The sequence below is a fragment of the Acidobacteriota bacterium genome (assembly GCA_009838525.1).
Taxonomy (GTDB): domain Bacteria; phylum Acidobacteriota; class Vicinamibacteria; order Vicinamibacterales; family UBA8438; genus VXRJ01.
Genome location: VXRJ01000035.1, coordinates 224,258 through 246,592 on the forward strand (window position 1 = coordinate 224,258; position 22,335 = coordinate 246,592).

Genomic DNA, 22,335 nt, shown 5'->3' on the forward strand with positions numbered 1-22,335 from the left:
GCCGTCTGTGACGCGTATCGTCGCCTGGGTTCAGGCCTTCGCACTCGGCATCGGGGGGCCGGGCCTCTTCCTGGTCGCCTTCCTCGACTCGTCGTTCCTGTCGCTCCCCGAGATCAACGACCTGCTGGTCGTGCTGCTCGTCGTGGGGCACCCGGAACGGATGCCCTTCTACGCTCTGATGGCGACGCTCGGCTCGGTTACGGGCTGCCTGGTGTTGTATTCCATCGGCAAGCGCGGGGGCGAGGCGCTGGTCCGCCGGCGATTCAGCGGGCCGCGGGTCGAACGGGCGCTCGAATTGTCGCGGCGGTACGGCGTGCTGGCGATCGCCGTGCCGTCGATCCTGCCGCCCCCCGCGCCGTTCAAGATCTTCGTCCTCCTGGCGGGGGTGGCCGCCGTCCCCGTCTGGAAGTTCACGGTGACGCTCGCGGTGGCGCGGGGATTCCGCTATCTGACTGTGGGCGTCCTCTCGATTCTGTACGGCGAGGAGGCGATCGGGTTCATCGAAGAGAACGGCCGCGCTGTCGCCCTGGCGATCGCGGTCCTGATTGTCGTGGGCGCGGCGGGCTGGCTGCTCTGGCGCCGGCGGACGCAGAACGCGGCGCGCGCCGGCCACCTATAATCGGATGCCGTGACGACTCCCGAACTGTCGGTCGTCGTTCCGCTCTACAACGAGGAGCCGAACGTCGCGGACCTGCACCGCGAGCTGACGGACGTGCTCGATGGGTGGGGCCGGCCGTACGAGCTGATCCTGGTCGACGACGGCAGCACCGACGGGACATTCGAGAGGTTGCGCGCGCTGCACGCGGCGGACCCGCGCCTCAGAGTGCTTCGCCTGCGCCGGAATTTCGGCCAGACCGCGGCGTTCGCGGCGGGCTTTGCGCATGCGCGGGGACGCCTGATAGCCACCGCGGACGGCGACCTGCAGAACGACCCGGGCGACCTGCCGGCGATGGTCGACCTGCTGAACGACGACAATGACATCGTCTGCGGCTGGCGCCGCGACCGGAAGGACCCGTGGCTCACCCGCCGCCTCCCGTCGCGGTTGGCGAACTGGATCATTTCGCGTACCACCGGCGTTCGGCTGCACGATTACGGCTGCTCGCTCAAGGTTTTCCGCGGCGACGTCGTCCGCTCGATGCGCCTCTATGGCGAGATGCACCGGTTCATGCCGGCGATCGCGAGCGAGCAGGGAGTGCGGATCACCGAGATGGTGGTGAACCACCGCGCGCGGCGCGCCGGCCAGTCCAAGTACGGGTTGTCACGCACGGTGCGCGTCGTGCTCGACCTGTTCACGGTGAAATTCCTCCTGACCTACTCGACGCGTCCGCTCCAGATGTTCGGTCCTCCCGGGCTGCTCCTGGGTGCGATCGGCGTCGTGCTGACCGGCTACCTGGGCTATATCCGGCTGTTCACGGACCAGGGGATCGCCGACCGACCCTTGCTTCTGCTGGCCATCCTGCTGATCTTCGCCGGCATGCAACTGGTCACGCTCGGATTGCTGGCCGAACTCCAGGCGCGCACCTACCACGAGTCCCAGGGCAAGCCCATCTTTGCCGTGCGGGAGCGGCTCGAACCGCCCGCCGATGCCCCGCGGTCGGAGACGGCTCCGCTTGGCGCCGAAGCCGAAGTGCGGCAGCCCGTTCGGTGATCGTCCCGTGATGCGAAACCGGTCTTGCCTTCTGTCCGGCATCGTCGCCCTGAGTTGTCTCCTGACGGGCGTGACCCCGGCCACCGCCCAGGAAGCGACCCCGCCCGCCGCCCAGGCGCCGCGCATCACGGTGCAACTGAACGGCGCGTTCCAGGCGGCGCCGTCCGCTTTCGGCGCTCGTTCCACCGAGCAGGCCTACGGCGAGGAGGCGACGTTCGAAACGCTCCACTCACTCGACGGCGGTCCGACGGCGGATGCCAGCCTGATGCTTCACCTGGACGATCGCTTCGGGTTGGGCGCAGCCGTCAGCTGGATGCGGGTCGCGGACACGGCAACATTTGCCGGTGCGGTGCCGCATCCGCTGGAGGCCGAACGGCCCCGCATGCCGCCGCCGCAGGAGTTCGCCTTCGAGCGCGAGGAGCTTGCGGTCCACCTGTTCGCGGCCTGGCGGATACCACTGAGCGAGCGGATGGAGTTGACCCTTTCCGGCGGACCAACCGCCGTCAACGTGACGCAGGACACCGTGGTGGGATTGCTCTTCCGGGAGGGGGCGCCCCCGGACTTCGAGCAGATAGGGCTCGAAGCGGAGACGGGCGAGCAGCGGCGCAACGCCATCGGTGGCCACGTCGGGATCGACTTGGTGTTCATGGCGACCCGGCACCTGGGCTTCGGCTACTTCGTTCGATTCGCCCGGGCGACGGTCGAGCTGCCGGGCCGGGGCGAGGCGACGATCACCGCCAACGCCGGCAACGTCCAGACCGGCGCGGGCTTCCGTTTCCGCTTCTGAGCGAGGCGGCCGCGCGACCGGACGCGTCCGCGCGACGGAACGCGTCCGTCAACGCGGGTCGCGCGACAATCGCGGCTGGCCATCGGCGGCGTCGAGTTCGTACAGCGCCTTCAGTTCCTCGAAGAAGCCTCGTGCGACGAGGGCGTAGCCTTCCTGCGTAAGGTGCAGTTCGTCTGCCGCCAGGCAAGGGAACGAATCGGGGGACCGGCCCATGGGGGCGTCGCTGCAGCGGCCGTCTCGAATGATCCGGTGGACGTCTACCAGAGGCACACGGTTCACTGCGGCGATCTGGCGGATCTGCTGGTTGTACGGTTCGACCCGGGCAGCCGACGTGTGTCTTGAGCCCTGCGGTGGAATCGTCGCGATGATCGGATCCCGCCCTCCCTCTCTCGCTGCGAGCGCCATGCGCCGGATCGCGTCGGCCGCGGCCATGCCCTGCTCCCGATCCACGTCGATCGTTCCCTGCATGATGAGTACGACGTGCGGGTCGTGGCGCCCTAGGGCCGCTTCGAACCGCGGCCGCGCGCCGACCGCGTTGTCGCCCGGCAGCCCCTCGTTCGCGACAGTAATCTCCTGGGTGAGGTACCGGCTCCGGAGCAGGGTCTCGAGCACGGCCGGATACGCCGTGGTCGGCGTGACGCCGGCGCCGTAGGTCAGGCTGTCACCGAACGCCAGGATCCGGGTTACCTCAAGCCGGCGGAAGACGGTGACCTCCAGCGAGCAACTGGCGGTCAGTCCCAGTTGGTCTCTTCCCTCGCACGTGACGGCATGCCGGCCGAGGGGGAATCCGGATCCGGACGGCGGCGTGCAGTTGACGTCAACCGGAGCGAGTCCGCCGACAATCGTCGGCGGATCGAAGGTGACGCGGGCCGGCCCGCCATCGGGCGATTCGACTGGCGGGCTGACCGGGCAGACGAGAGCGAGGCTTTGCACCCTATCGGGTGGGAACGACGTCGGAGCGGTCGGCTGGGTAGTCGTTTCCGCGCAACCCGCTCCGGCCAGAAGCAGGCTGAGGATTGCCACCGAGCGGCGTGCGGGATACGGCGCCAAGCGGCGGCGCCAGAGGGGCGTGAGCGACAAGGCCCGGTACTATAGCCCGCCGTCGACTGCGGTGTCTGGTGGTCGTGCGCTCAGAGGCCGCGCCGCGGCCGCCTCCATCGGGCGACACTGATGTAGTACGCTCCGACCCGCATGTCGGCGAAGCATGCCTTCGGCAACCGCAGCGCCAACTTCCACGCGCTGCAGGTGAGCGGTGTCCCGCTTCGAGATCGCCGCGTGCTGGAGATCGGTTGCGGCAACGGCTACCTCAGCGAGTACGTTCGCAGTCTCGGCGCCACTGTCGTCGGTTGCGACATCACACCGCCCGCCGTGCTACCCGACGTGCAGTTCGTCCAGGCTGACGGTGCGGCGTTGCCGTTCGGACAGCACTTCGACGTCGTCATGAGCTTCGACGTGCTGGAGCACATTCCGGATACTGATCAGCATCTGCGGGAAGTTCGGCGCGTCCTGCGTCCGGGCGGCTGCTACGTGTTGCAGACACCGAACAAGATGACGAACGTGGTATTCGAGACCATTCGCTGGCGGAGCTTCACGGCGTGGAAGTCGGATCACTGCTCCCTCCACACGTTTGGCCAACTGCAGAGGCGGTTCCGGGCGGCGGGATTCTCGTTGCAGTTCCTGGACGTTCCCGTCGTCAATCGGTATTTCGTCGATAAAGTCCGCTCGCAATTGGGGCAGCTCGGCGTTCTGGCTGTCGCGCTCTTCAATCCGGACCGGTTTCCCCTTCGTTTCCGGACCAACTTCTACGCCGTTGCTCGGCTTCGTAGCGCCGACGCCGCAGACCGCTAATCAGATTCGACGAGACCGGCTGCCTTGGCTAGATCCCGCCGTCAGCGTGCGGCGTCAGGCTGACTTGCGCGCCAAGGTACCGCGCGTCGACCGACCCGAGCCGGCCAAGCTTCGGAATGAAACCGGAGGTGGTTTCCACGGACAGCACGTACGCCCAGCGCCGCAGGGAGTAGACGCCCCGCGACCGGAGCGTGACCGTCGCCTCGACTCCCGGTTGAAGCTCCAGGGTCGCCGAGTCGCCTCCCAGGCTGATCGTCGCCCGGTTCGGGACCGGCGACTCGATGGTCACGGTCACCGCATCGAGCGGTTTCGGACTCCGGAGGATGACGTCACCCCGCCGCCGGCCGTTCACCCAGAACTCGGTGAGGCTCGACGGGTGGACGTTGTGGTCGAGCAGATACATCATCAGCTCCGGCTCCGAGTCGTAGGTAATCCGGCTGCGCCGCCGGTCGAGCGAAACGGGGAGATCGTTGATCATCGTCAGCTCGACCGGCAGGGCGCGCAGCAGGCCACGCTCGGCGATCAGGTACGGTTCCTTCGCGGCGCTGAACGGATTGATCAGCACATGCCCGATGAACGCCGTGCCGCCGGCGAACGCGGCGACGGCCGGCATGAACGAGCCAAGCCGCGGCGTCAGGAACAGGAGCACCGGGTAGACGCTCAGGAAGTACCGGTTGCCCGGCGGTCCCCCTCCGCCCGACCAGGTGTACGGCATGTAGGCCGCGAGGGCGACCGCCGTGAAGGCGAAGGTCCCCAGGATCGCCCATTGCCACGGGCGCCGGTCGCCACGCACCAGCAGAAACAGCGTCACCGCGACGACGCCGGGAAAAAAGAACGGCAGGAACCCGAAGTGCCGGCCGACGACGAAGTAGCGAAGGTTCTCCGCGAGCAGCACGGCGCTACGCGCTAGCGACGGCTCGTCGACGATGATCTCGTTCGTCGTCATCGCGACGCCGAGCGCGTCGAACGTCGCTTCGGGGCGCTCGAAGGGGTAGGTGTCGTAGAAGGTCTTGCGGTTGCCTCCCTGGTAGTTCATCTCGCCGGAGATCGCCGCATTGCTCAGGAAGCCGCCTGCCGTCACGGCGGCGAAGACGACGCCGATCGCCGTGGCGTGCGCGAGCCGCCGCCGGTGCGCGGCCAGCGCAAGCAGCGGGACGATCAGGAGCACGTGCGACGGCTTGGAGAAGGTGATGAGCCCCAGGATTGCCGCCGCGGCGATGTCGGATGCCGGTCCGCGGAGGAAGGCGCCCCAGGGGCCGTCGCGCGGCGGCGCCACTTCCTTGTAGCACCAGAGGAAGTAGGCGAATGTCACCGCCGCGACATGGAAGAAGTCGGAGCTGAGAAAGACCGCGTGCACGGGCACGATCGACACGCCGAAGAAAGCGAGGACGTACAGGAGTGCGGGGCCGGGCCGCGACCGCGCCGCTACGAACGCGTAGGCCGCGAAGCCCATCCCCGCAAAAAGGAGGACATGCAGGACGAACATCCCGTTCAGGCCGAAAAGGCGGACGAACGGCGCCGCAATAACCGAATAGACGTACGCCTTGCCGAAGTAGAGCCGGTCGTACCCCGCCTGGTCGCCCGCACCGGTCTTCAGGAAGATCCCCGACGGGCCTTCTTCGTACACCTCGTAGAAGCGGGCGATGTCTTCCGTCTCGTAGACGAGGTCGCCGTCGTACGCGGCGCTGAGCGCCATGGCGACGTACGTTGCCTCGTCGCCCTTGAGTCCGAAGCCGGTTCGGGCGATGTCGATCGACAGTGCGCCGCACGCCCCGGCAAACAGCAGCAGGATCGCGGCGAGACGGCCGGTATCCCAACGGCGCGGCGCGGGCGGCGGGGTAGCAGCGGGCGCGAGGTCGCCGGTTTCGATCGGCATGGCTCGTCGCCCAATTATGAAGGATGGGCCGTCGCCGTCAGAAACTCCAGGTCGGCGTCGGCCAGGCCGCGGGGCCGCCCCTCCCGCCGGCGCGTATCCATCAGCTCGTAGAGCCGCTCCATCTTTCGGACGAACGTGCGGATGTCGTACCCGGCCCCGGTCGTTTTGGCGGCCGCGGCCAGCGTGGCCCGGCGGTCCGGGTCGCCCAGCAGCCGAAGGATGGCGTCGGCGAGCGCCGGCGCGTCGCGCTTGGGGACGACGACGGCGTCGTGTCCGTCATGCAGGATGTCTGACAGCCCGTCGGCGTCGGTCGCGACGATTGGCCGGCCGGCGGCAAGCGCTTCGAACGCGGTGAGGGGCGTCCCTTCCCAAAGCGAGGGGAAGACAACGAGGTCGAAGGCGCTGAGCGCCCCCGCGACGTCGCGCGTGAAGCCGGGAAAGTGGACCCGTTCCGCCACGTTCAGCTCACGGGCCTGCCGTTCGAGGTCGGCCTGCAGCTCGCCTTCGCCGACGATGCAGACATGGACGTCGGGTGCGGCGTCGAGCACGCGCGGCGCCGCCGCGACCAGGTACTCGTTGCCCTTGGATGGCATGAGCCGGGTGATGGTTCCGACGATTCGGCCGTCGGCGGGAAGGCCAAGCGCCGTCCGCGTCGCTCGAACCTCCGCGTCGCTGCTGGATCGCGCAAACTCCGCGACGGGCGCTCCGAGGTAGACGACGCGCGTGCGCGCCGGGGGTACGAGGCGCGCGCGGGTGACGAAGTCCGCGGTCGAGCGCGACACGGCGACCGCCAGGTCGGTGTAAGGCGCAAGCAACCGGTCCGCCACCTTCTGGAACCAGGGCGTATCGGTGAGGTTCGCGTGTTCGTGGAGCAGCGCCGGCAAGCCGCGCCGCGCCGCGGCGAGGCGTCCGAACGTCGTGGCGCCGTAGCCATGCAGGTGCAGGACGTCCGCGTCGCGCCGGTCCAGCTCCGCCAGCAGCGCCGGCAGCGTCATCGGATCGAACTTGGACCGCGACAGGTAGGTCACGTCGACACCGTAGTCCTCCAGCCGATCCCCGGACGTGTCGGGCGCCCGCAGGCTGATCAGCGTAACGTTGAAGCGCGTCACGTCGAACGCCGGGATCATCCAGGCGAACAGCCGCTTGACGCCGTGCATGCGCGAGCCGGGCCACCCGAGGTGATCGCAGATCTGGACGATGTTCAGACGCCGGTCCGTCACAGCCATCCCCTTTCACGGTACCCGACGGCGGTCCGGTGGATCCCCTCCGGCAGATCGATCGCCGGTTCGAAGCCGAGTTCAAGGCGGGCGCGCGATCCGTCGAAGGCGCGGCTCTTGGTGAAGAAATCGACGCGGCGGCGGTAGAGTGGCGGCTCGATCCGGAACGGGACGCAGAGCAACTCGCAAAGCGCTCCCGCCAGCCAGACCGGGGCCACCGGGATTCGCCAGCGGGGTGGTGGGACACCGAACTCCGCCGCGATCATCCCGACCAGCTCGGCGAGGGTCGTGTAGCGCGGTCCGGCCAGCAGGTAGGTCCGCCCGGCGGCGGCAGGAATCTCGCCACAGCGCCGGAAGCCCTCGACCAGGTCATCGATGTAGGTGAGGTGATAGAACACCTCTCCGCGCCCGATCATCGGAAAGCGGCGGCGCGCAATCGCCCGGAACATCTTCAGGAAGCGGGTGTCGCCGGGCCCATAGATACCGATGGGCCGGGCGACCACGACCTCCAGGCCGTCCGCCTCGCCCTCCGCCCGCGCGATCCGCTCACCTTCGAGCTTCGATGCCTGGTAGACGTCGCCCGGCGCGAGCGGGGCGTCCTCGTTCGCCGGGGGCCGTTCAATGTGGCCGTGCACGCCGCCCGTGCTGCAGTGGACGAAGCGACGCGCGCCCGCCTTTCGCGCCGCCGCTATCAGAGCCCGCGTGCCCTCCGCGTTCACTGCGTGGTACGCGGAGTCGGAATGTCCCGCCGTCCGGTAGGTGGCGGCGATGTGGTAGACGATGTCCACGCCTTCGCAGGCGGGCGGGAGCGATGCGGCGTCGGTCAGGTCGCCGGCGACGATCGCGACGCCATTCGCCGACAGCGCCCCGGCTCGGTCCCGGCTCGCCGGACGGACAAGGCCGCGGACCGACTGCCCCCGTTCCGCGAGGTGCCGGGCGAGATGACCGCCCGTGAAACCCGTCACGCCGGTGACCAGGACACTCACGCCCGGCCCGTCTCCGTCCCCGGGCCGTCGCCGGCGTCGGGCGGCGTGTCGAGCAGGTGCGCGTAGGCGGCCGCCGTGCGCGACAGGTAGGAGGCCCGGCTGTAACGCACCTCGGCGAGGGCGCGTGCCGCCTCGGCCAACCGCGTCCGTTCCTCCGGCTGATCGATCAGTTCCGCCATTCCCTCGGCGAGGGCGACGGGATCCGGCGGCACGAGCCGCGCCGTCTCCGGGGTCAGCACCTGAGTGTGCGTGCGTAGGTCGGTCGCCAGGATCGGCCGTCCGGATCGGAGGTACGAGTAGATCTTGAGTGGCGTGTTAGTGCCGCTGATTCTCGGCGAAACCAGGATGTCGCAGGCCGCGACGAAGCTGGGAATCTCCTCTGGCGGGCGCTGTCCGGCAAAGACCAGGGGGCTGCCGGCCCGTTCGGCCCGGACCCGGGCGGCGTCCACCTGGACCGGAGTGCCGCCGGCGACGAGGACGCACGCGTCGGGGTGCGTGACGTGGAGGCGTGCTGCGGCGTCAATCAACAGGTCCAGACCCTGGTACGGTTCGAAGGTTCCGGCATAGAGGAGCACCGGCTGATCCGCCTCGAGCCCGTAGCGTGCGCGCAGCGCATCCCGCGGCGTCCCGGCAGCGTGATCAACGTCGCCCCCCATCACGTTCTCGATGAGTCGGGCGCGGTCGCCCGCGCCGAGCGCGATTGCCGTGTCCTGCAACTCCGGGCAAATCGTGACGACTACCCGCGAACGCTCCACCATGGTCCGTTCCGCCCATTCGAAGAGTCGCTGCGCCACCGCCAGCCGCGTGTAGCGGAAGTTGCGGAGTTGCTGCGGCAGGCTGGAGTGCATGTCGTACAGGTGCGGCACGCCGATCCAGGACGCGAGCCAGACCCCGAGCAATCCCGCCTCCTCGTGCGAGTGGATCGCCGCGTAGCGCCGGTTGAACGCCAGGCGCGTCGCCGTGATCGTCAGCAGCAGGTCGAGAAAGACCTTCACGATCGAAGGACCGACCGGCACGCGCCGGACGAACGGCAGCCGGGCGCAACGGTGAATCTCCAGGTTCTGGATCGCGACATCGGCGCCCAGGGGGTAGGTCACCAGGTCGATCCGGTATCCTAGTTCCGACAGCGCCTTGATTCGGTGATACTCGCTGAAAGGGGTGCCTCGCGGCTCGAAGAACGGTTCGGGCGCGAGCATCAGGATCCGAGCGGAAGCGTTCACGCTGTTCGGCCGTCCCGGCGGGCTGGTCGGTGGCCTGAATCGGCCTCGCCCTGAAGCCCGCGCAGTATAGCACGCCGGCCGCCGGTGACCCGTCGGGCTGCTGTCACCGACGGGAACCAATCATCCGATAACGAGGGAGAATGACTACGCGCCGTCAGGGTCTTGCAGTGTGCTGGTGCATCGCGGCTTCCGTCGCCGCCCTGGTGGGCTGTGGTGTCGAGAAGAGCCGCAATCCGCTCAGTCCGTCGATTGCCGGCCCCATCGAGGGAGTGGTCATCAGCGCACCGATGCCGGCGACGGCGGGCGGTGGGCTGATCAGGGTGACCGATCAACCGATCACGCTTCAATTCAGCGCCGCCACGTCGAACAGCGAACGGCCGTTCTGGTACGAGATTGAGCTCTCTACATCCAACGCGTTCAATATGCTGGTCCACGCGGCCGACCAGGTGGCGCCGTCCGGCGACTCCACCGAGTCGTACCAGATCCCGCCGCTCGATGCCGAGCAGCAGTACTTCTGGCGGGTCCGGGCGCTCGACGGCGCGAACACGGGACCGTATTCGGCGGTAGCCACGTTCGAGGTGTACACGCCGGTCACCGTCGGTCGCCCGGAGCCGGTTTCCCCGGTCGGCGACGCGCGGGTGGACGGATTGTCGGCCGTGCTTACGGTCCGCAACGCCAGGGTGACCGGGCCGGCGCGTAACGTGCGGTACGAATTCCAGTGGGCGACGGACGCCAGCTTGTCGCAGGGTCTCGCGACGGCCACAGTGCCGGCCGGCAATGCCAACACGTCCACGACAGTTCGCGGGCTGGAGCATGCGACCCGGTACTACTGGCGCAGCCGCGCGCTGGCGGACGGCCAGGAGCGGGACCCGATTGCCGGCGCGTGGTCGCAGGCGGCATCGTTCATGACGCAGCCGCGCGTAGTCGTACCGCCTCCGACGCCTCCTCCGAGGCCGGGGCCGATGACGGCGCCGGGCCTAGGCCAATGTTGTCCACCGCCGAATCGGTTCTCGGTCGTTCAGGCCATTATCGAGGCGACCGGCAACCTGTATCGAGAGGACATCCAGCAGTTCACAGAGCGGGTGGCGGAATGTCTCGCGGCCGAGGATGGCGACTGGGGGCGTCGATTGAACGACTCGGGTGCGGTCGGCAAGGACACGGTCGCGTATCGGACGTCTAAGGGGCGCGGCGATGGCCCGTACAGTATCGACATCATGCGTGGTGCGGAGAGCAGCGATCCCCATCCGCACTGGACCATCCAGTCGCACGAGGGCATCGAGGGGCGGGTCGGAGGAAGTTGGTTCGCTGTCGATGGCGCCGGCTGCATCCTATCGGAGTAGCGGTCTCCGCGTGCCCGCACCGCGAACCGGAGCGTTGGCGCGGTCCATCGCCCTGATGAGTCTCCTCGGGACATTGCTGGCGGCCACGACGGGTCTGGACGCCCAGGAAACCGTGCTGAAGGCGACCGCTCCGATGCCCTCGGCGCCCCGCGACGGTACCCGGTTCGGCGACGTCCCGCCGTTCGTGACACTGACCGCGGAACCCGCGACGAGCATCTTCGTCCCGGCGGTCTTCGACTATCGCTTTGAGGTCTACGCTGGCGGTGCGCCCGTCGTTTCTTCGGTCGTGTCACAGAGCGACACCCGTGTGTCCTACCGGTTCGCAGGTCCGATGCGAGAAACGACGGTCTACGCCTGGAGGGTGCGCGCCGAGTTCGATGGCGCCGCCGGTCCCTGGTCAGAAACCTGGACCTTCGAGACCGGCATCCGGGCGGGACCGCAGCTGCGGTTCACGGACGTCACCGGGTCTTCGGGTCTCACGGGGCCGCCACCGATTCCCCTCGGCGGACACGGCGCGGCCTTTGCCGACGCGACGGGAGACGGAAGACCCGATCTGTACATCACGGTCAACTTCGACGATCCGGTAGCCGACCAGTTCTTCGTCAACCAGGGTGGAGGGAGGTTCCTGGAGGCTGGCGTCTCCCGCGGTATCGCCGATTTCGACGCCGGTTCGCACGGCGCGGCCTGGGGCGATCTCGACAACGACGGTGACTTCGACCTGTTCAATGGAACTACGGGTGGCCGCGCCGGGGCTTCGAACGACATCTATCGGAATGACGGCCTCGGGCGGTTCCGCGATACGACGCCTTCGGCGATGCAGGACCGGCGCGAGTCCACGCGCGGCGTAGCGCTCTTCGACATGGACCGGGACGGCGACCTTGATGCGTTTGCGGTTTCCGGCTGGCTCGGTTCCGGAGATCCACCGGGGGAGCGGAACGAGCTGTACCGCAACGACGGCGACATGCGCTTCTCGCCAGTCGATGACGATGCCGCCGTTGCCGCTCCCGCGGGGCAGGGCGTAACCGACACCGACTTCGACGGGGACGGCGACATCGACCTGATCGCCGCCAATCGCGACGGTGACCTCGTGGTTCTCAGGAACGGTGGGGACGGATTCACTTTGGTCGATCCGGAGACAATCGGCATCATGCACCGCGCGTACGGCGGCGTGACCACGGCGGACGTCGACAACGACGGGGATTTGGACCTGCTGCTCGTCGGTCTCGACGCGGTTGGTGAAACGGTCGGCCACCTCTATCGAAACCTCGGGGGAGGAACCTTCGGCTACCTGCGCGGTTTCGTGGACATCGACGGTTACATGGGAGCCTTCGCGGATCTCGACCACGACAGCGACGTCGACCTGGTGTTCGCCGGCGACGATGTTGCGTACCTGAACGACGGCGCAGGCGTTTTCTCCCCGGGACCGCCGGTGCCGGTGTCGGGCATCAGCGACCCGCGGGCCATCGCGTTCGCCGATATCGACGCCGACGGCGATCTCGACTTTGCGGTCGGCGTCAAGCGGAGCCGGAACTGGCTGGTTCGGAATGACCTGGATGTGGGGTACACGAACTGGTTGAAGATCAGTCTCCGATCGGCCCAGGGACAGGCTGGTGCGTTCGGCGCCAAAGTCGCCGTCTATTCGGGCTCGGGCCGGGAGCGGCTACTGGCGTTTCGGGAGAGCCGAAGCGCGATCGGATACCTCGGCCAGGACGATCCCGTGGTTCACGTGGGTCTCGGCCCTCACATGGCGGTCGATGTAGTCGTGACGTTCGTCGACGGCGCCATGCACGTGTTGTCAGGCGTGCCGTCGAATCAGACCGTCCTGATCGATGGGAGTGCCGCGGCGGGCGCGCCGGTCTTCGTGGAACAGTACCGCTGAGCTGGCATCCCCCCAACGGGCGTATGCGGCTGCCAGGAGCTTGGCGTCCGCACTCCCGTTAAGGGCGCGCTAGGTCTGTGAGTGCGGCTTGCGCGCGACGAACGCGATGGTCTCGAAGAGGTTCTTCCGGACGTGGAAGATCACTTCCTCGGTCCGGGTCCACCGCGACAACGCATCGACACCGGGCAGGTTGACCAGGAGTGCGCCGGCCGCCAGCACGTCGCGTTGAAGTCCCGTTGCGGCGCCGATGCTCCGGACCGTGGTGGCGATCTCGAACCCGCCGTCGTACAGCAGTTGGCGCACCCGCCGTTCGGTCGTAACGAAGTTGTGCGTGTAATCGATGTCCCAGAAGAAGGCTCGCTCCTTCAGATAGTCCGGAACGACAACGAAGAGAACGCCGCCCGGCCGCAACGCGCGCAGCCCCTCCGCGACGAACGCTCGGGCGGCGTCGATTCCCGTCATGTGCTCGAGCACCTGATCGGCATAGATGACATCGCAACTCGTGTCGTCGGCCGGGATTGGTGGAGACCACGCCTCGGTCACCTCCAGGCCGCGGTCGCGCAAAGCGGCCGCCAGTGAGGGACTGGCCTCGACCGCACGGTAGCGCCAACCCGCCTCGATCGCCCGGGCAGCGAGCGAGCCATCGCCCGGTCCGATCTCCAGGAAGTCGCCCGGCGGCGACGCGAGACGATGCAGCAGCGCGAGACGCGCCTGTTCGACCCGCTGGCGGCGAGAGGCGCCGAACGCGGTCACTCGGCGCTCGCGGAACGAGCGGTAGAAGTGTTCGGCCATTACGCGCGTGCTCCGGCAAGTCGGCTTCGGATCAGGAGAAGAGCGCCTGGTGTTGCGCTCAGCAGGGCCGCCAGCACGAGGATTGTCGACAGCGCGAAGGATTGCTCATCCGGGACGCCGACCGGTCGGAGAAGTGCGACCATGGCGCCCTGCGCCACGCCCACTCCGGCGATAGAGATGGGCAGGAGCGCAGCCAGGATGCAAACCGGCATGAACGCGAAATAGTAGCTGAAGGCAACATCGATCCCGAGACCGAGGCCGAAGACGTACGCCTGCAGCACGCGGGTCACCTGCACGACGAACGAAAGCGCCAGGAGAGCGGCGACCAGACGCCCGTGCCGGCGGTACTGGCCGAGGGTGCGAGCGAAGCCGTAGGCCCGAACCAACAGGCTGTTTCCCTCGTGGCGAGGCCGTGCGGCCAGCGCAAGCAGCCGATCCGCCCAGAGGAGGCCGGCCGCGCCCGCGACGACGGCGGCCGCCAGGACCGCGCTCACCTGCTGCAACTCCGGTACCGCCTGATTGCTCCACAGAACCAATCCCATCGCCGCGAGCAAGGCGAGCGAGCAGACGCCGAGATAGCGATCGACGACAACCAGACCGACCGCGTCGGCGCCACGCGCAGTGCGCTGGGCAAGAGCGTAGGCCCGCACGGCATCGGCGCCGAAGCCGCTCGGGAGCGCGTGCCCGACCGACGCACCGACGAGAAACACCCAAACGGCGGAGCGGATCGATATGGTGCGCTCGAACCGGCGGATCAGCATCACCCAGCGCGTAATCATCAAGGCGCGGTCGAGCGCCACCAGCAACAATCCGGTAACGAGATGCGACGGCGTGATTGCCGCCATGCTGCGGACCGTCGCGTCCATATCGATCCGTGCGACGAGCCAGGAGAGGAGGGCGGCGCTGACGGCCGCGCGGAACCAGACGGATCGGAATACGCGCACGGCGCGCAGAATCGTAGCGGATCCCGGCGCGGTTGCCCATAGATCCCCGGTTTGGCGCTGTGCTAGCATCGCTATGTTTGCTGTCGCGCTCCAACCTCTTCGGCCCCGCGATGTCCGGTAGGCCGCCTGCTCGGCGTTCCTCTATCGAGTGCGCCCTTGCCCTGCTTGCGATGACCCTGCTTGCGCCCGGCCGCGCCGAGGCGCAGTGGAACGGGTTCCTTCATATCAACGGCGGCCAGGAGACGGCGGACCGGGTCGTTGCCGATACCCTCCACGTGGAGATCTATGGTGAGACGGCCACCTACGACGCCACCACGACGACACCAGGTGGAACGGTGGTCGATGCCTGGGCCGGCTTGCGAACGGTTGGGAATCTGGGCGTCGGAATCGGCGTAACGGTCCTCGACGGACGGGGGGTAATCACGCTGGACGGCTCCGTGCCATCGCCTCTGTTCAGAGGACGCCACCGCACCCTGCTGCACGAGCAGGGTGGGCTGAACTACCGGCAGTCCGGCTTGCACGTCCCGGTGGTCTACATGATCCCGTTCTCGGAACGGGTCCACGTCGCCGTGCTTGCGGGGCCGTCCCTGTTTCGAGTGCGGCACGATGCACTGTCCGCCGTCTCTCTCGGCGACGAGGCGGCCCCGTATGACACGGTTTCCCTCACCGGTTTGACCACAACCTCCGAGAACGGGACCGGTATCGGTTACCACGCCGGCCTGGACGTGACGTACCTGCTCACCCGGTGGTTGGGAGCGGGGCTGCTCTTCCGCTACACCGGTGGGACAGTTGAGTTCGAGATGCCGGGCGGTCCACAGTCGATAGATGTGGGCGGCGCCCAGGCCAGCGCGGGCGTGCGCTTCCGGTTCTGACTCTCGGGCGACGCGGGGTTTCACCACCGCCTCCTAACAGCCAAATGGGTCTCGACACGAAAGCCACGCAGTTCCTGCTGGCGGCGCGCGGTTTGGGAGTGTCTCTTGAACGCGTTGCCACCATCGGTCGCCAGCGCCTGTACGTAACCCCCGCCTGGCTGCGCGCGCGCCTGCGAGCGATCGGGATCGCCCTCGATTCCGCGGCTACGGCCAGGTTGTTCGAAGAAGCTGACGGATTTGCCGAGCCCCTCCTCCGAATGCTCGGCGCCAGGCGGGTACTTTCTCTCGACGCCTCCGGTTACGAAGGTGCGTCGCGTGTCGCGGACTTGAACGCCAGGATCGCTCCCGACCTGGAGAGCGCATTCACGACCGTGTTCGACTCCGGCTCGCTCGAGCACGTGTTCGATTTCCCTACCGCTATCGGCAACTGCATGCGCATGGTCGCGGCCGATGGCCACTTGCTCATCGTTACTCCTGCGAACAACATGGTCGGTCACGGGTTCTATCAGTTCAGCCCCGAACTGTTCTACCGCGTCCTGGCCGAGTCGAACGGCTTCGTCATTGAACGGATGCTTGCCACCGAGTTGTCCTCTTCACGGTGGTACCAGGTGGCCGATCCCGCGGTTCTCGGCACGCGCGTGCAGTTCCGGACCTTCCGCCCGACCTACCTCTGTGTCATTGCGCGCCGCGTCGCGGTGCGCCCCGTGCTGGTCAGCCCGCCTCAGCAGAGCGACTATGTGACTCAGTGGCAGAACACCGGAAGGACGGCCCGCGGCGTTGCGGGAGCGGACTTGCATCCGCTGGACAGGTACTTGCCCCACTGGTTGGCCACGGTCACGAAGAGCTGCGGGCACCTGGGGCAAGTGTTGCTGCGCCCCTTCGGTCCCAAGGCGTTCAAGCGCGTGGATATCGCTCGACTGGCAACCAGCGACGGCACTACGCCTCCTTCCGGCAGAACGCCATGAGGTGCCAGCCGAGCGGCCGTACGAGGCTGCGGGGCAGCGCGTTGAAGGTCCCGACGAAGAACCGGTTGTAGACCGTTGCCTTCCAGCCCTTGTGCAGGCGTGACGGGACGGGAAAGCGTTCCGGGACGATCCGCACCTCGGCGAACGGATCGAGGAGGCGGCGGAACTCGCCGATTGTGAACATTCGAAGGGCGGGCGCGTCCGCATGCTCGAGGGCGGTGCCGGTCAGCGCCGACATCACACCGAGCCACGACCACCGGTTGTAGACCATCATGATGGCTTCGCCGCCCGGCCGGAGCACGCGGTGGGCCTCGCGTATCAGGCAGGCCGGATCCGCCGTGTACTGCACGACCCCGTGGGCGTAGACGACGTCGAACGACGCGTCCTCGAACGGAAGCGCTTCGCCGTCAGCCACCTCGAGTGCGTCGGCAACGACATCATGCAGCTCGACATTGCGCCGCGCCAGGTCGATTGCCTGCTGTGCCAGGTCGACTCCGGTCATCCGCGCGCCGCCCCGTGCGAAGCGGACCAGGTCGGTGCCGATGCCGCAGCCGATCTCCAGCACCCGCCGGTCGCGGTAGCCGTCGAAGTCGACCAGTCGTGGGAGGTACCGCAGCTTGTCGAAGCGGTAGTCGTCGAGGTCGTTGAAGAACCCGAGCGTGCCGGGCGACGCCTCGCTCATTTCCTGATCGTGGATCCGGCCGTTCCAGTACGCGCGGATTCGCTCGATAGGTGGAGGACTGGGGGGCTCGGGAGAGGCGATCACGCGGGGGGTAGTATACGGGCGTGCAACGCGACCTGGCCGCGCTGACGGCGCGCGAGTTCGACCTGCTCGTCGTCGGCGGCGGGGTCTACGGCGCGTTTGCCTTCTGGGACGCGACGCTGCGCGGACTGTCGGCGGCGTTGATCGATCGGGGCGACATCGGTTCCGGCACTTCGTTCAACAGCGCGAAGACGATACATAGCGGCGTCCGCGTGCTGCAGAGCGGCAACCTGGTCCTGCTGCGCCGGTTCGCGCGCGAGCGGCGCGCGCTGATGCGAATCGCTCCGCATCTTGTCCGGCCGCTCCCCTTCGTGCTGCCCGCCGGCGGCGGGATTACCGGGCACCGCCTGCTGCTCCGCGCCTACTTCGCGCTCAGCGATCGGCTGACGCGCGGGATGAACGACGGCGGCCCCGAAGATCCGGCCTCGCGCCTCCCTCCGAGCCGCCTGCTGTCGCGCGACGAGTGTCTCCGGCTCAATCCGCTGATCGATCCGGGCCGCGTTGCCGGAGGAATCGAGTGGTTCGACGGCCAGATGCGCAACGGTGACAGGCTGCATTTCTCGGCCGTTGCCTCCGCCGTGGAGCGGGGCGCCGTGGCGGCGAACTACGTCGAGGCGGACGGTGCGCTGAGGCGCGGGGAAGACGTTGCCGGCGTGCACGTCATCGATCGCCTGACCGGCGACCGGTTCGAAATCCGCGCTCGCGTTGTGCTCAACGCGGCCGGGCCGTGGGCGCCTGGCCTCAATGGCCGTCTGGCCGACGGCGCATCCGGCGCGCTGCATCCGCGGCTGTCGAAAGCGATGAATCTGGTGATTGGCTCGCCGCTCCGGGGGACGCATGCCGTGGCCGGATCCGCGCGCGGCCGGTTGTTCTTCGTGGCGCCGTGGCGGGAAGTCGCCATAGTCGGGACCAGCCATGACCGGCACGCTGGCGGTCCCGGCGCGCTGGCGCTCGAACGGACGGAGATTGACCGGTTCATCGACGACGTGCGCGAAGCCTTCCCGGCGCTGCCCCTCCGGATCGATGACGTTCGCCTGGTGCACCGCGGCCTGTTGCCGGCGGCGCCCGGCGGGGATGGCTTGCAACTGGCGACGGCAAGTGCGGTGATCGATCACCGTCGGGACGCCATTCACGGGCTGGTCAGCCTGCTCGGCGTCCGGTACACCACGGCGCGCGAGACGGCCGAACGGGCGGTCGACGCGGTCGTCGATCAGGTGGGTCGCACCGTCGAACCCTGCCGCACGGCGACGACCCCGCTCGCCGGCGGCGACATTCCGGACGTCGACGCGTTCGTGCGCGACGCCGCCGCGGAGGGGGAGGGCGCGGAGCCGGCCGAACTGCGCCGCCGCCTGGCGCGCACGTATGGCACGCGCTACGAAGCACTGGCGGCGGAGTTGTCGGCATCGCCGGAGGCGCGTGCGCCGCTCAGTCCCACGTGCGCCGTCACCGTCGGCGAGGTGCGTCACGCCGTCCGCGAGGAGATGGCGTTGCGGCTCTCGGATGTCCTGCTGCGGAGGACGGAAGCGGGATCGGCGGGCGATCCGGGAGACGAGGCGGTCGCGGCCGCCGCGCGAGTCATGGCTGGCGAGCTGGCGTGGACTCCGGCGCAGGTGGAGCGCGAAGTCACGGACCTGCGTCGCGTCTATCAGCTTCCCGACTGAGGCGGATCGATCGTCGCCTGCGCCCAGCGCTCTAGCACCATCAGGCTGAACAGCAGGTGAGCGTGGTTCTCGCGCCCCGCGGTGTGTTCCGCGATCCTGCCGGCGACCGCCCCCGGCTCGATCCAGCCTCGGCGGGCGAGCCGTTCCGGCGACAGCAGATCGTGCATCAACGGCGCGAGCTCCCGCTTCAGCCAGTTCTTCATCGGGATGCTGAAGCCCTCCTTCGGCCGGCGCAGAATGGAAGCGGGCAGCCGATCCGCGAACGCGCGCTTCAGGATGAACTTCCGCTCCGCGCCGCGCACCTTCAGGTGGCCCGGCATCGACCCGGCCAGCTCGAGCACCTCCGTATCGAGGAACGGCGCGCGCGTTTCGAGCGAAGCCGCCATGCTCATGCGGTCGACCTTTACCAGAATGTCGTCGGACAGGAAGATCCGAAGGTCGGTGTAGAGCTGCCGGTTCAGGAGGTCGCCGCCGCCGAACGCGCCGAGCGCGTCGCGCACCGGGCGGTACGACTCCGCGCCGGCAAGCGCGTCACGAAGTGCCGGGGTGTACAGGGTTCGCTTGGCTTCCGGCGAAACGTACGTCATCCAGCGGTAGTGCCCGATGTCGGCCGGCGCGTCCGCGATACCGGCCGTGAACCGCTTCAGCTTGTTCACCAGGCCCTTCTTCTGTTCGCGCGGAGGCAGGTGGGCCGCCGCTGCGGCAATCGCGCGCAGTGCGCCGTCCGGCGCGACTGCCGCGAGACGTCGGGCCAGGCGATCCGCGGCGTAGGTGTCGTAGCCGCCGAACAGCTCGTCTCCGCCGTCGCCCGAAAGCGCCACCGTCACGTGCTCGCGCGCGATGGTCGAGATCAGATACGTGGGGAAGAGCGAGACGTCGGCGAAGGGCTCGTCGAGGTGGACGATCAACTGATCGAACAGCGCCGCGATGTCAGGCTGGACCATCCCTTCCCGGTGATGCGTGCCGAATCGCTCCGCAATCAGCCGGGCATGCGGCAACTCGTTGTAGCTGCCATCGGCAAAGCCCATGCTGAAGGTGTTGACCGGGCTGTTGGTCCGCTGGGCCGCCTCGCGCATGCAGGCTACCACCACGCTCGAGTCGATGCCGCCCGATAGAAACGCCCCGAGCGGGACGTCCGACATCATCTGGCGCTCGACGGCCCGTTCCAGGGTCTCGCGCAGGGCCGCGGCCGCGTCGTCGTCGCTCCAGTTGCGGGGCGCGATCGCGGCGGCGTCCCAGTACGGGGCAATCTTGAGTTCGCCCGCGCGCCAGGTGAGTGCGTGAGCGGCGGGCAGCCGCCGGATCGCGGCGAAGATCGTGCGGGGCGATGGGACGTACTCGTAGGTCAGGAACTGATCCAGCGCTTCGAGATCCACCTCGCGCGAGACGTCCGGACAGGCGAGCAGCGCCTTGATCTCGGACGCGATCACCAGGCCGTCCGGGGTCTCGGCATAGTAGAGCGGCTTCTCGCCCGCCCGGTCGCGCGCCGCCCACAGCGTCCCGGCGCGAGCGTCCCAGAGCGCGATGGCGAACATGCCGTGGATTCGCTCCAGGCAGTTTGTCCCCCACGCCTCGTAGGCGTGCAGCACCGCTTCGATGTCGCTGCTGCTCCGGAACACATGGCCGTGCGCGACGAGGTCGGCGCGGAGTTCCGCGTGGTTGTAGATCTCCCCGTTTCCGACCAGGTGGACCGTGCCGTCCTCGTTCGTGAACGGTTGCCCGCCGCCGGCGACGTCGATGATTGACAGGCGGCGCATGCCGAGCCCGGCCCCCGGCAACGCGACCTGACCGGCGTCGTCCGGCCCGCGGTGGCGCAGTGTCGCGACCATCGCGGCCAGGCGGTCCGCCGGCGTGGGGCGTTCCGGGTCGCGGGCGACGATGCCGGCAATGCCGCACATGGAGTGGTGGCAGAGGAGGAAGGGGTTCGGAGGAAGAGGCTACAATGAATTCAGATTTCCCCGCCAACCGATGCTGACCGCCGCGACGATGGACGACGACTCGACGGTGGGGCTCCGCCGCATCTTCTTCGCGATCCTGCTTGTCGTCGTTCCTGGGCTGTCGGGTTGCACGGCCCCGACAGAAGAAGTCGCGGCGCCCGAGCCCTCGGCGGTGGAGACCATGGCGATGGAGGCGCCGGCGGGGGAGCCGGCGGTGACGGAAGCGCCTGACGCCGAATCCGTGGAGAGTCGATCCGCGCCGCCTGCCGGGGCGCAGCCCCCTCGCGATACGCTGCACCTGCGGGTCGCCTGGACGCGCGACGTGGGTGACGGCACCGACTTCGTCAGCCTCGGCGACCGTCTGCGGCTGATGACGTACGACTCGCTCGACGGCATCGGCGAGCGGTCGCTGCTTCCCGAAACGGCCAGTTTCGCGAAACCGCTCATCGCGCCGTCGGGCGACTCGGTTGTGTTCACGATGCGGCGCCAGGGCGTCGTTTACGCCATCAACTGGGATGGCTCCGGCCTGCGGCGGGTCGCCGAGGGATTCGGTCTCGACGTCTGGTCCGATCCGACCGACGGTGTCGAATGGGCCTACGTCGGCGTCGACGAGCGGCCGACGGATCCTCCGTCGTATCCCGCCATTCGCCGCTATCGCCTGGATGATCCGTCGGTCAGTGAGACGGTCTGGGATGCGCAGCCGGTCTCCGGTGACAGCTTCCAGTTGTCGGCAGACGGACGGACTGCGGCGGCGCTCCTGCCCTGGCCGTCGGCGGGCGTGATCGATTTTGCGGCGGGTACGTGGCGGGAGCTGGGCGAGGGTTGCTGGACGGCCTTTTCTCCCGGCCGGACGCCACTCTGCTGGTTCTTCGACGGCGCCCACCGCAACGTGACGGTGGTCAACCTCGACGGCGAGGAGCGCTGGACGATCCCGATGAATGACGACCCTCGTTTCGGCGGCTACGAGGTGTACCACCCGCGCTGGACCAACGATCCGCGCGCGATCGTGCTGACCGGCCCGTATTCGGTCGGGACGCGCGTCAACAAGATCCGGGCCGGCGGCCGCCAGGTGGAGGTGCATGTCGGCATCCTGAACGAGTCCATGACGGCCGTGGAGTCCTGGCGGCAGGTGACGGAGAACGATGCCGCCGACTTCTATCCGGATGCGTGGATCGCGCCGGGTGGGTTGCCGGCCCCGCGGGGCGGCGCCGCGCCGGCGACGGTGGCCGATCGCGCGCCGGACGGCGCCGCGGCCAGCGTGGTCGTTTCGGTGCGCGTCCGCGAAGACGTTCCGCTGCCGACGCCGCAGTCGATCTCGCCCTACCGCGAGGGGTTGCTGGCCATCGAGTACGACGTGGTGGAAGTGCTCGAAGGCGACCTCGACGTGCCGGTTGTCGCGGTTGCGCACTGGGTCATTCGCGATGGGGAGACGCTGGCCGACGCGACGCGGCCGGCTGGAGAGACGTACCGCCTGAACCTCGCGCAGTACGACGCGCGGCGCGAGCTGGAAGGGAAGCGGCTGGTGATGGGCACGCGGGACCTGACCCTGCCGCTCTTCTACGATACGGAGTCGGGAGCGCCCGCACCCTGAGAGCTACCG

18 protein-coding genes are annotated in these 22,335 nt (G+C 68.4%); 9 read left to right on the plus strand and 9 right to left on the minus strand.

All coding sequences use genetic code 11. The annotated features are described in order from the left end of the window. The first annotated feature begins 7 nt into the window (after window positions 1-7). From F4Y45_16385 to F4Y45_16395, 3 genes are read left to right on the plus strand one after another with little or no spacing between them, the layout of a single operon-like run. The gene (locus F4Y45_16385; protein ID MXY26081.1) at window positions 8-619 is read left to right on the plus strand and encodes a DedA family protein; all 612 of its coding nucleotides are present in this window, start codon (window positions 8-10) and stop codon (window positions 617-619) included. 9 nt (window positions 620-628) lie between these two features. Beyond that, window positions 629-1,648, plus strand: a complete 1,020-nt coding sequence (locus tag F4Y45_16390) for a glycosyltransferase family 2 protein (GenBank protein MXY26082.1) — start codon at window positions 629-631, stop codon at window positions 1,646-1,648. A 10-nt stretch (window positions 1,649-1,658) separates the two neighbouring features. Continuing rightward, the gene (locus F4Y45_16395; GenBank protein ID MXY26083.1) at window positions 1,659-2,435 is read left to right on the plus strand and encodes a hypothetical protein; all 777 of its coding nucleotides are present in this window, start codon (window positions 1,659-1,661) and stop codon (window positions 2,433-2,435) included. Window positions 2,436-2,483: 48 nt separating this feature from the next. Here F4Y45_16395 and F4Y45_16400 read toward each other — a convergent pair whose 3' ends face one another. Continuing rightward, complete coding sequence (locus F4Y45_16400) at window positions 2,484-3,515, minus strand: HYR domain-containing protein (GenBank protein MXY26084.1); 1,032 nt, start codon at window positions 3,513-3,515, stop codon at window positions 2,484-2,486. Window positions 3,516-3,626: 111 nt separating this feature from the next. On the opposite strand from F4Y45_16400, the gene F4Y45_16405 reads away from it, so the two are divergent. Beyond that, window positions 3,627-4,283: a class I SAM-dependent methyltransferase gene (locus F4Y45_16405; protein ID MXY26085.1), complete on the plus strand. Its 657-nt coding sequence runs from the start codon at window positions 3,627-3,629 to the stop codon at window positions 4,281-4,283. A 28-nt stretch (window positions 4,284-4,311) separates the two neighbouring features. Here F4Y45_16405 and F4Y45_16410 read toward each other — a convergent pair whose 3' ends face one another. The 4 genes from F4Y45_16410 to F4Y45_16425 are packed head-to-tail and all read right to left on the minus strand — an operon-like array spanning window position 4,312 to window position 9,582. Then, window positions 4,312-6,159: a hypothetical protein gene (locus tag F4Y45_16410; protein MXY26086.1), complete on the minus strand. Its 1,848-nt coding sequence runs from the start codon at window positions 6,157-6,159 to the stop codon at window positions 4,312-4,314. A 14-nt stretch (window positions 6,160-6,173) separates the two neighbouring features. Then, entirely contained in the window at window positions 6,174-7,385 is a 1,212-nt protein-coding gene (locus F4Y45_16415; protein ID MXY26087.1) for a glycosyltransferase, read from the minus strand. Next, window positions 7,376-8,362, minus strand: a complete 987-nt coding sequence (locus tag F4Y45_16420; protein ID MXY26088.1) for an NAD-dependent epimerase/dehydratase family protein — start codon at window positions 8,360-8,362, stop codon at window positions 7,376-7,378. Before F4Y45_16420 ends, F4Y45_16415 begins: the two co-directional genes overlap by 10 nt. Then, window positions 8,359-9,582, minus strand: coding sequence for a glycosyltransferase family 4 protein (locus F4Y45_16425; GenBank protein MXY26089.1), 1,224 nt, complete (start codon window positions 9,580-9,582; stop codon window positions 8,359-8,361). Before F4Y45_16425 ends, F4Y45_16420 begins: the two co-directional genes overlap by 4 nt. A 1,191-nt stretch (window positions 9,583-10,773) precedes the next feature. Here F4Y45_16425 and F4Y45_16430 point away from each other — a divergent pair. After that, window positions 10,774-12,801, plus strand: coding sequence for a CRTAC1 family protein (locus F4Y45_16430; protein ID MXY26090.1), 2,028 nt, complete (start codon window positions 10,774-10,776; stop codon window positions 12,799-12,801). A 69-nt stretch (window positions 12,802-12,870) separates the two neighbouring features. Here the strand turns inward: F4Y45_16430 and F4Y45_16435 are convergent, their stop codons facing one another. Both F4Y45_16435 and F4Y45_16440 read right to left on the minus strand, forming a co-directional pair. Further along, window positions 12,871-13,593: a class I SAM-dependent methyltransferase gene (locus F4Y45_16435; protein ID MXY26091.1), complete on the minus strand. Its 723-nt coding sequence runs from the start codon at window positions 13,591-13,593 to the stop codon at window positions 12,871-12,873. After that, a complete protein-coding gene (locus F4Y45_16440; protein MXY26092.1) occupies window positions 13,593-14,606 on the minus strand; it encodes a flippase-like domain-containing protein in 1,014 nt (337 codons plus the stop codon). The genes F4Y45_16435 and F4Y45_16440 overlap by 1 nt, the downstream gene beginning before the upstream one ends. Window positions 14,607-14,707: 101 nt before the next feature. On the opposite strand from F4Y45_16440, the gene F4Y45_16445 reads away from it, so the two are divergent. Then, a complete protein-coding gene (locus F4Y45_16445; protein ID MXY26093.1) occupies window positions 14,708-15,409 on the plus strand; it encodes a hypothetical protein in 702 nt (233 codons plus the stop codon). Window positions 15,410-15,453: 44 nt separating this feature from the next. Further along, on the plus strand, window positions 15,454-16,374 hold the full coding sequence (locus tag F4Y45_16450) for a hypothetical protein (protein ID MXY26094.1): 921 nt from the start codon (window positions 15,454-15,456) through the stop codon (window positions 16,372-16,374). Here F4Y45_16450 and F4Y45_16455 read toward each other — a convergent pair. Next, entirely contained in the window at window positions 16,346-17,140 is a 795-nt protein-coding gene (locus F4Y45_16455; GenBank protein MXY26095.1) for a class I SAM-dependent methyltransferase, read from the minus strand. The genes F4Y45_16450 and F4Y45_16455 overlap by 29 nt on opposite strands. 20 nt (window positions 17,141-17,160) lie before the next feature. Here F4Y45_16455 and F4Y45_16460 point away from each other — a divergent pair, with 20 nt between their 5' ends. Continuing rightward, window positions 17,161-18,798: a glycerol-3-phosphate dehydrogenase/oxidase gene (locus tag F4Y45_16460; GenBank protein ID MXY26096.1), complete on the plus strand. Its 1,638-nt coding sequence runs from the start codon at window positions 17,161-17,163 to the stop codon at window positions 18,796-18,798. Here the strand turns inward: F4Y45_16460 and asnB are convergent. After that, window positions 18,783-20,696 (minus strand): asparagine synthase (glutamine-hydrolyzing), encoded by a 1,914-nt coding sequence (gene asnB, locus F4Y45_16465; protein MXY26097.1) that lies wholly within the window; start codon window positions 20,694-20,696, stop codon window positions 18,783-18,785. The genes F4Y45_16460 and asnB overlap by 16 nt on opposite strands. Before the next feature lie 70 nt (window positions 20,697-20,766). Here asnB and F4Y45_16470 point away from each other — a divergent pair, with 70 nt between their 5' ends. After that, on the plus strand, window positions 20,767-22,326 hold the full coding sequence (locus F4Y45_16470; protein ID MXY26098.1) for a hypothetical protein: 1,560 nt from the start codon (window positions 20,767-20,769) through the stop codon (window positions 22,324-22,326). The last annotated feature ends 9 nt before the right edge of the window (window positions 22,327-22,335 follow it).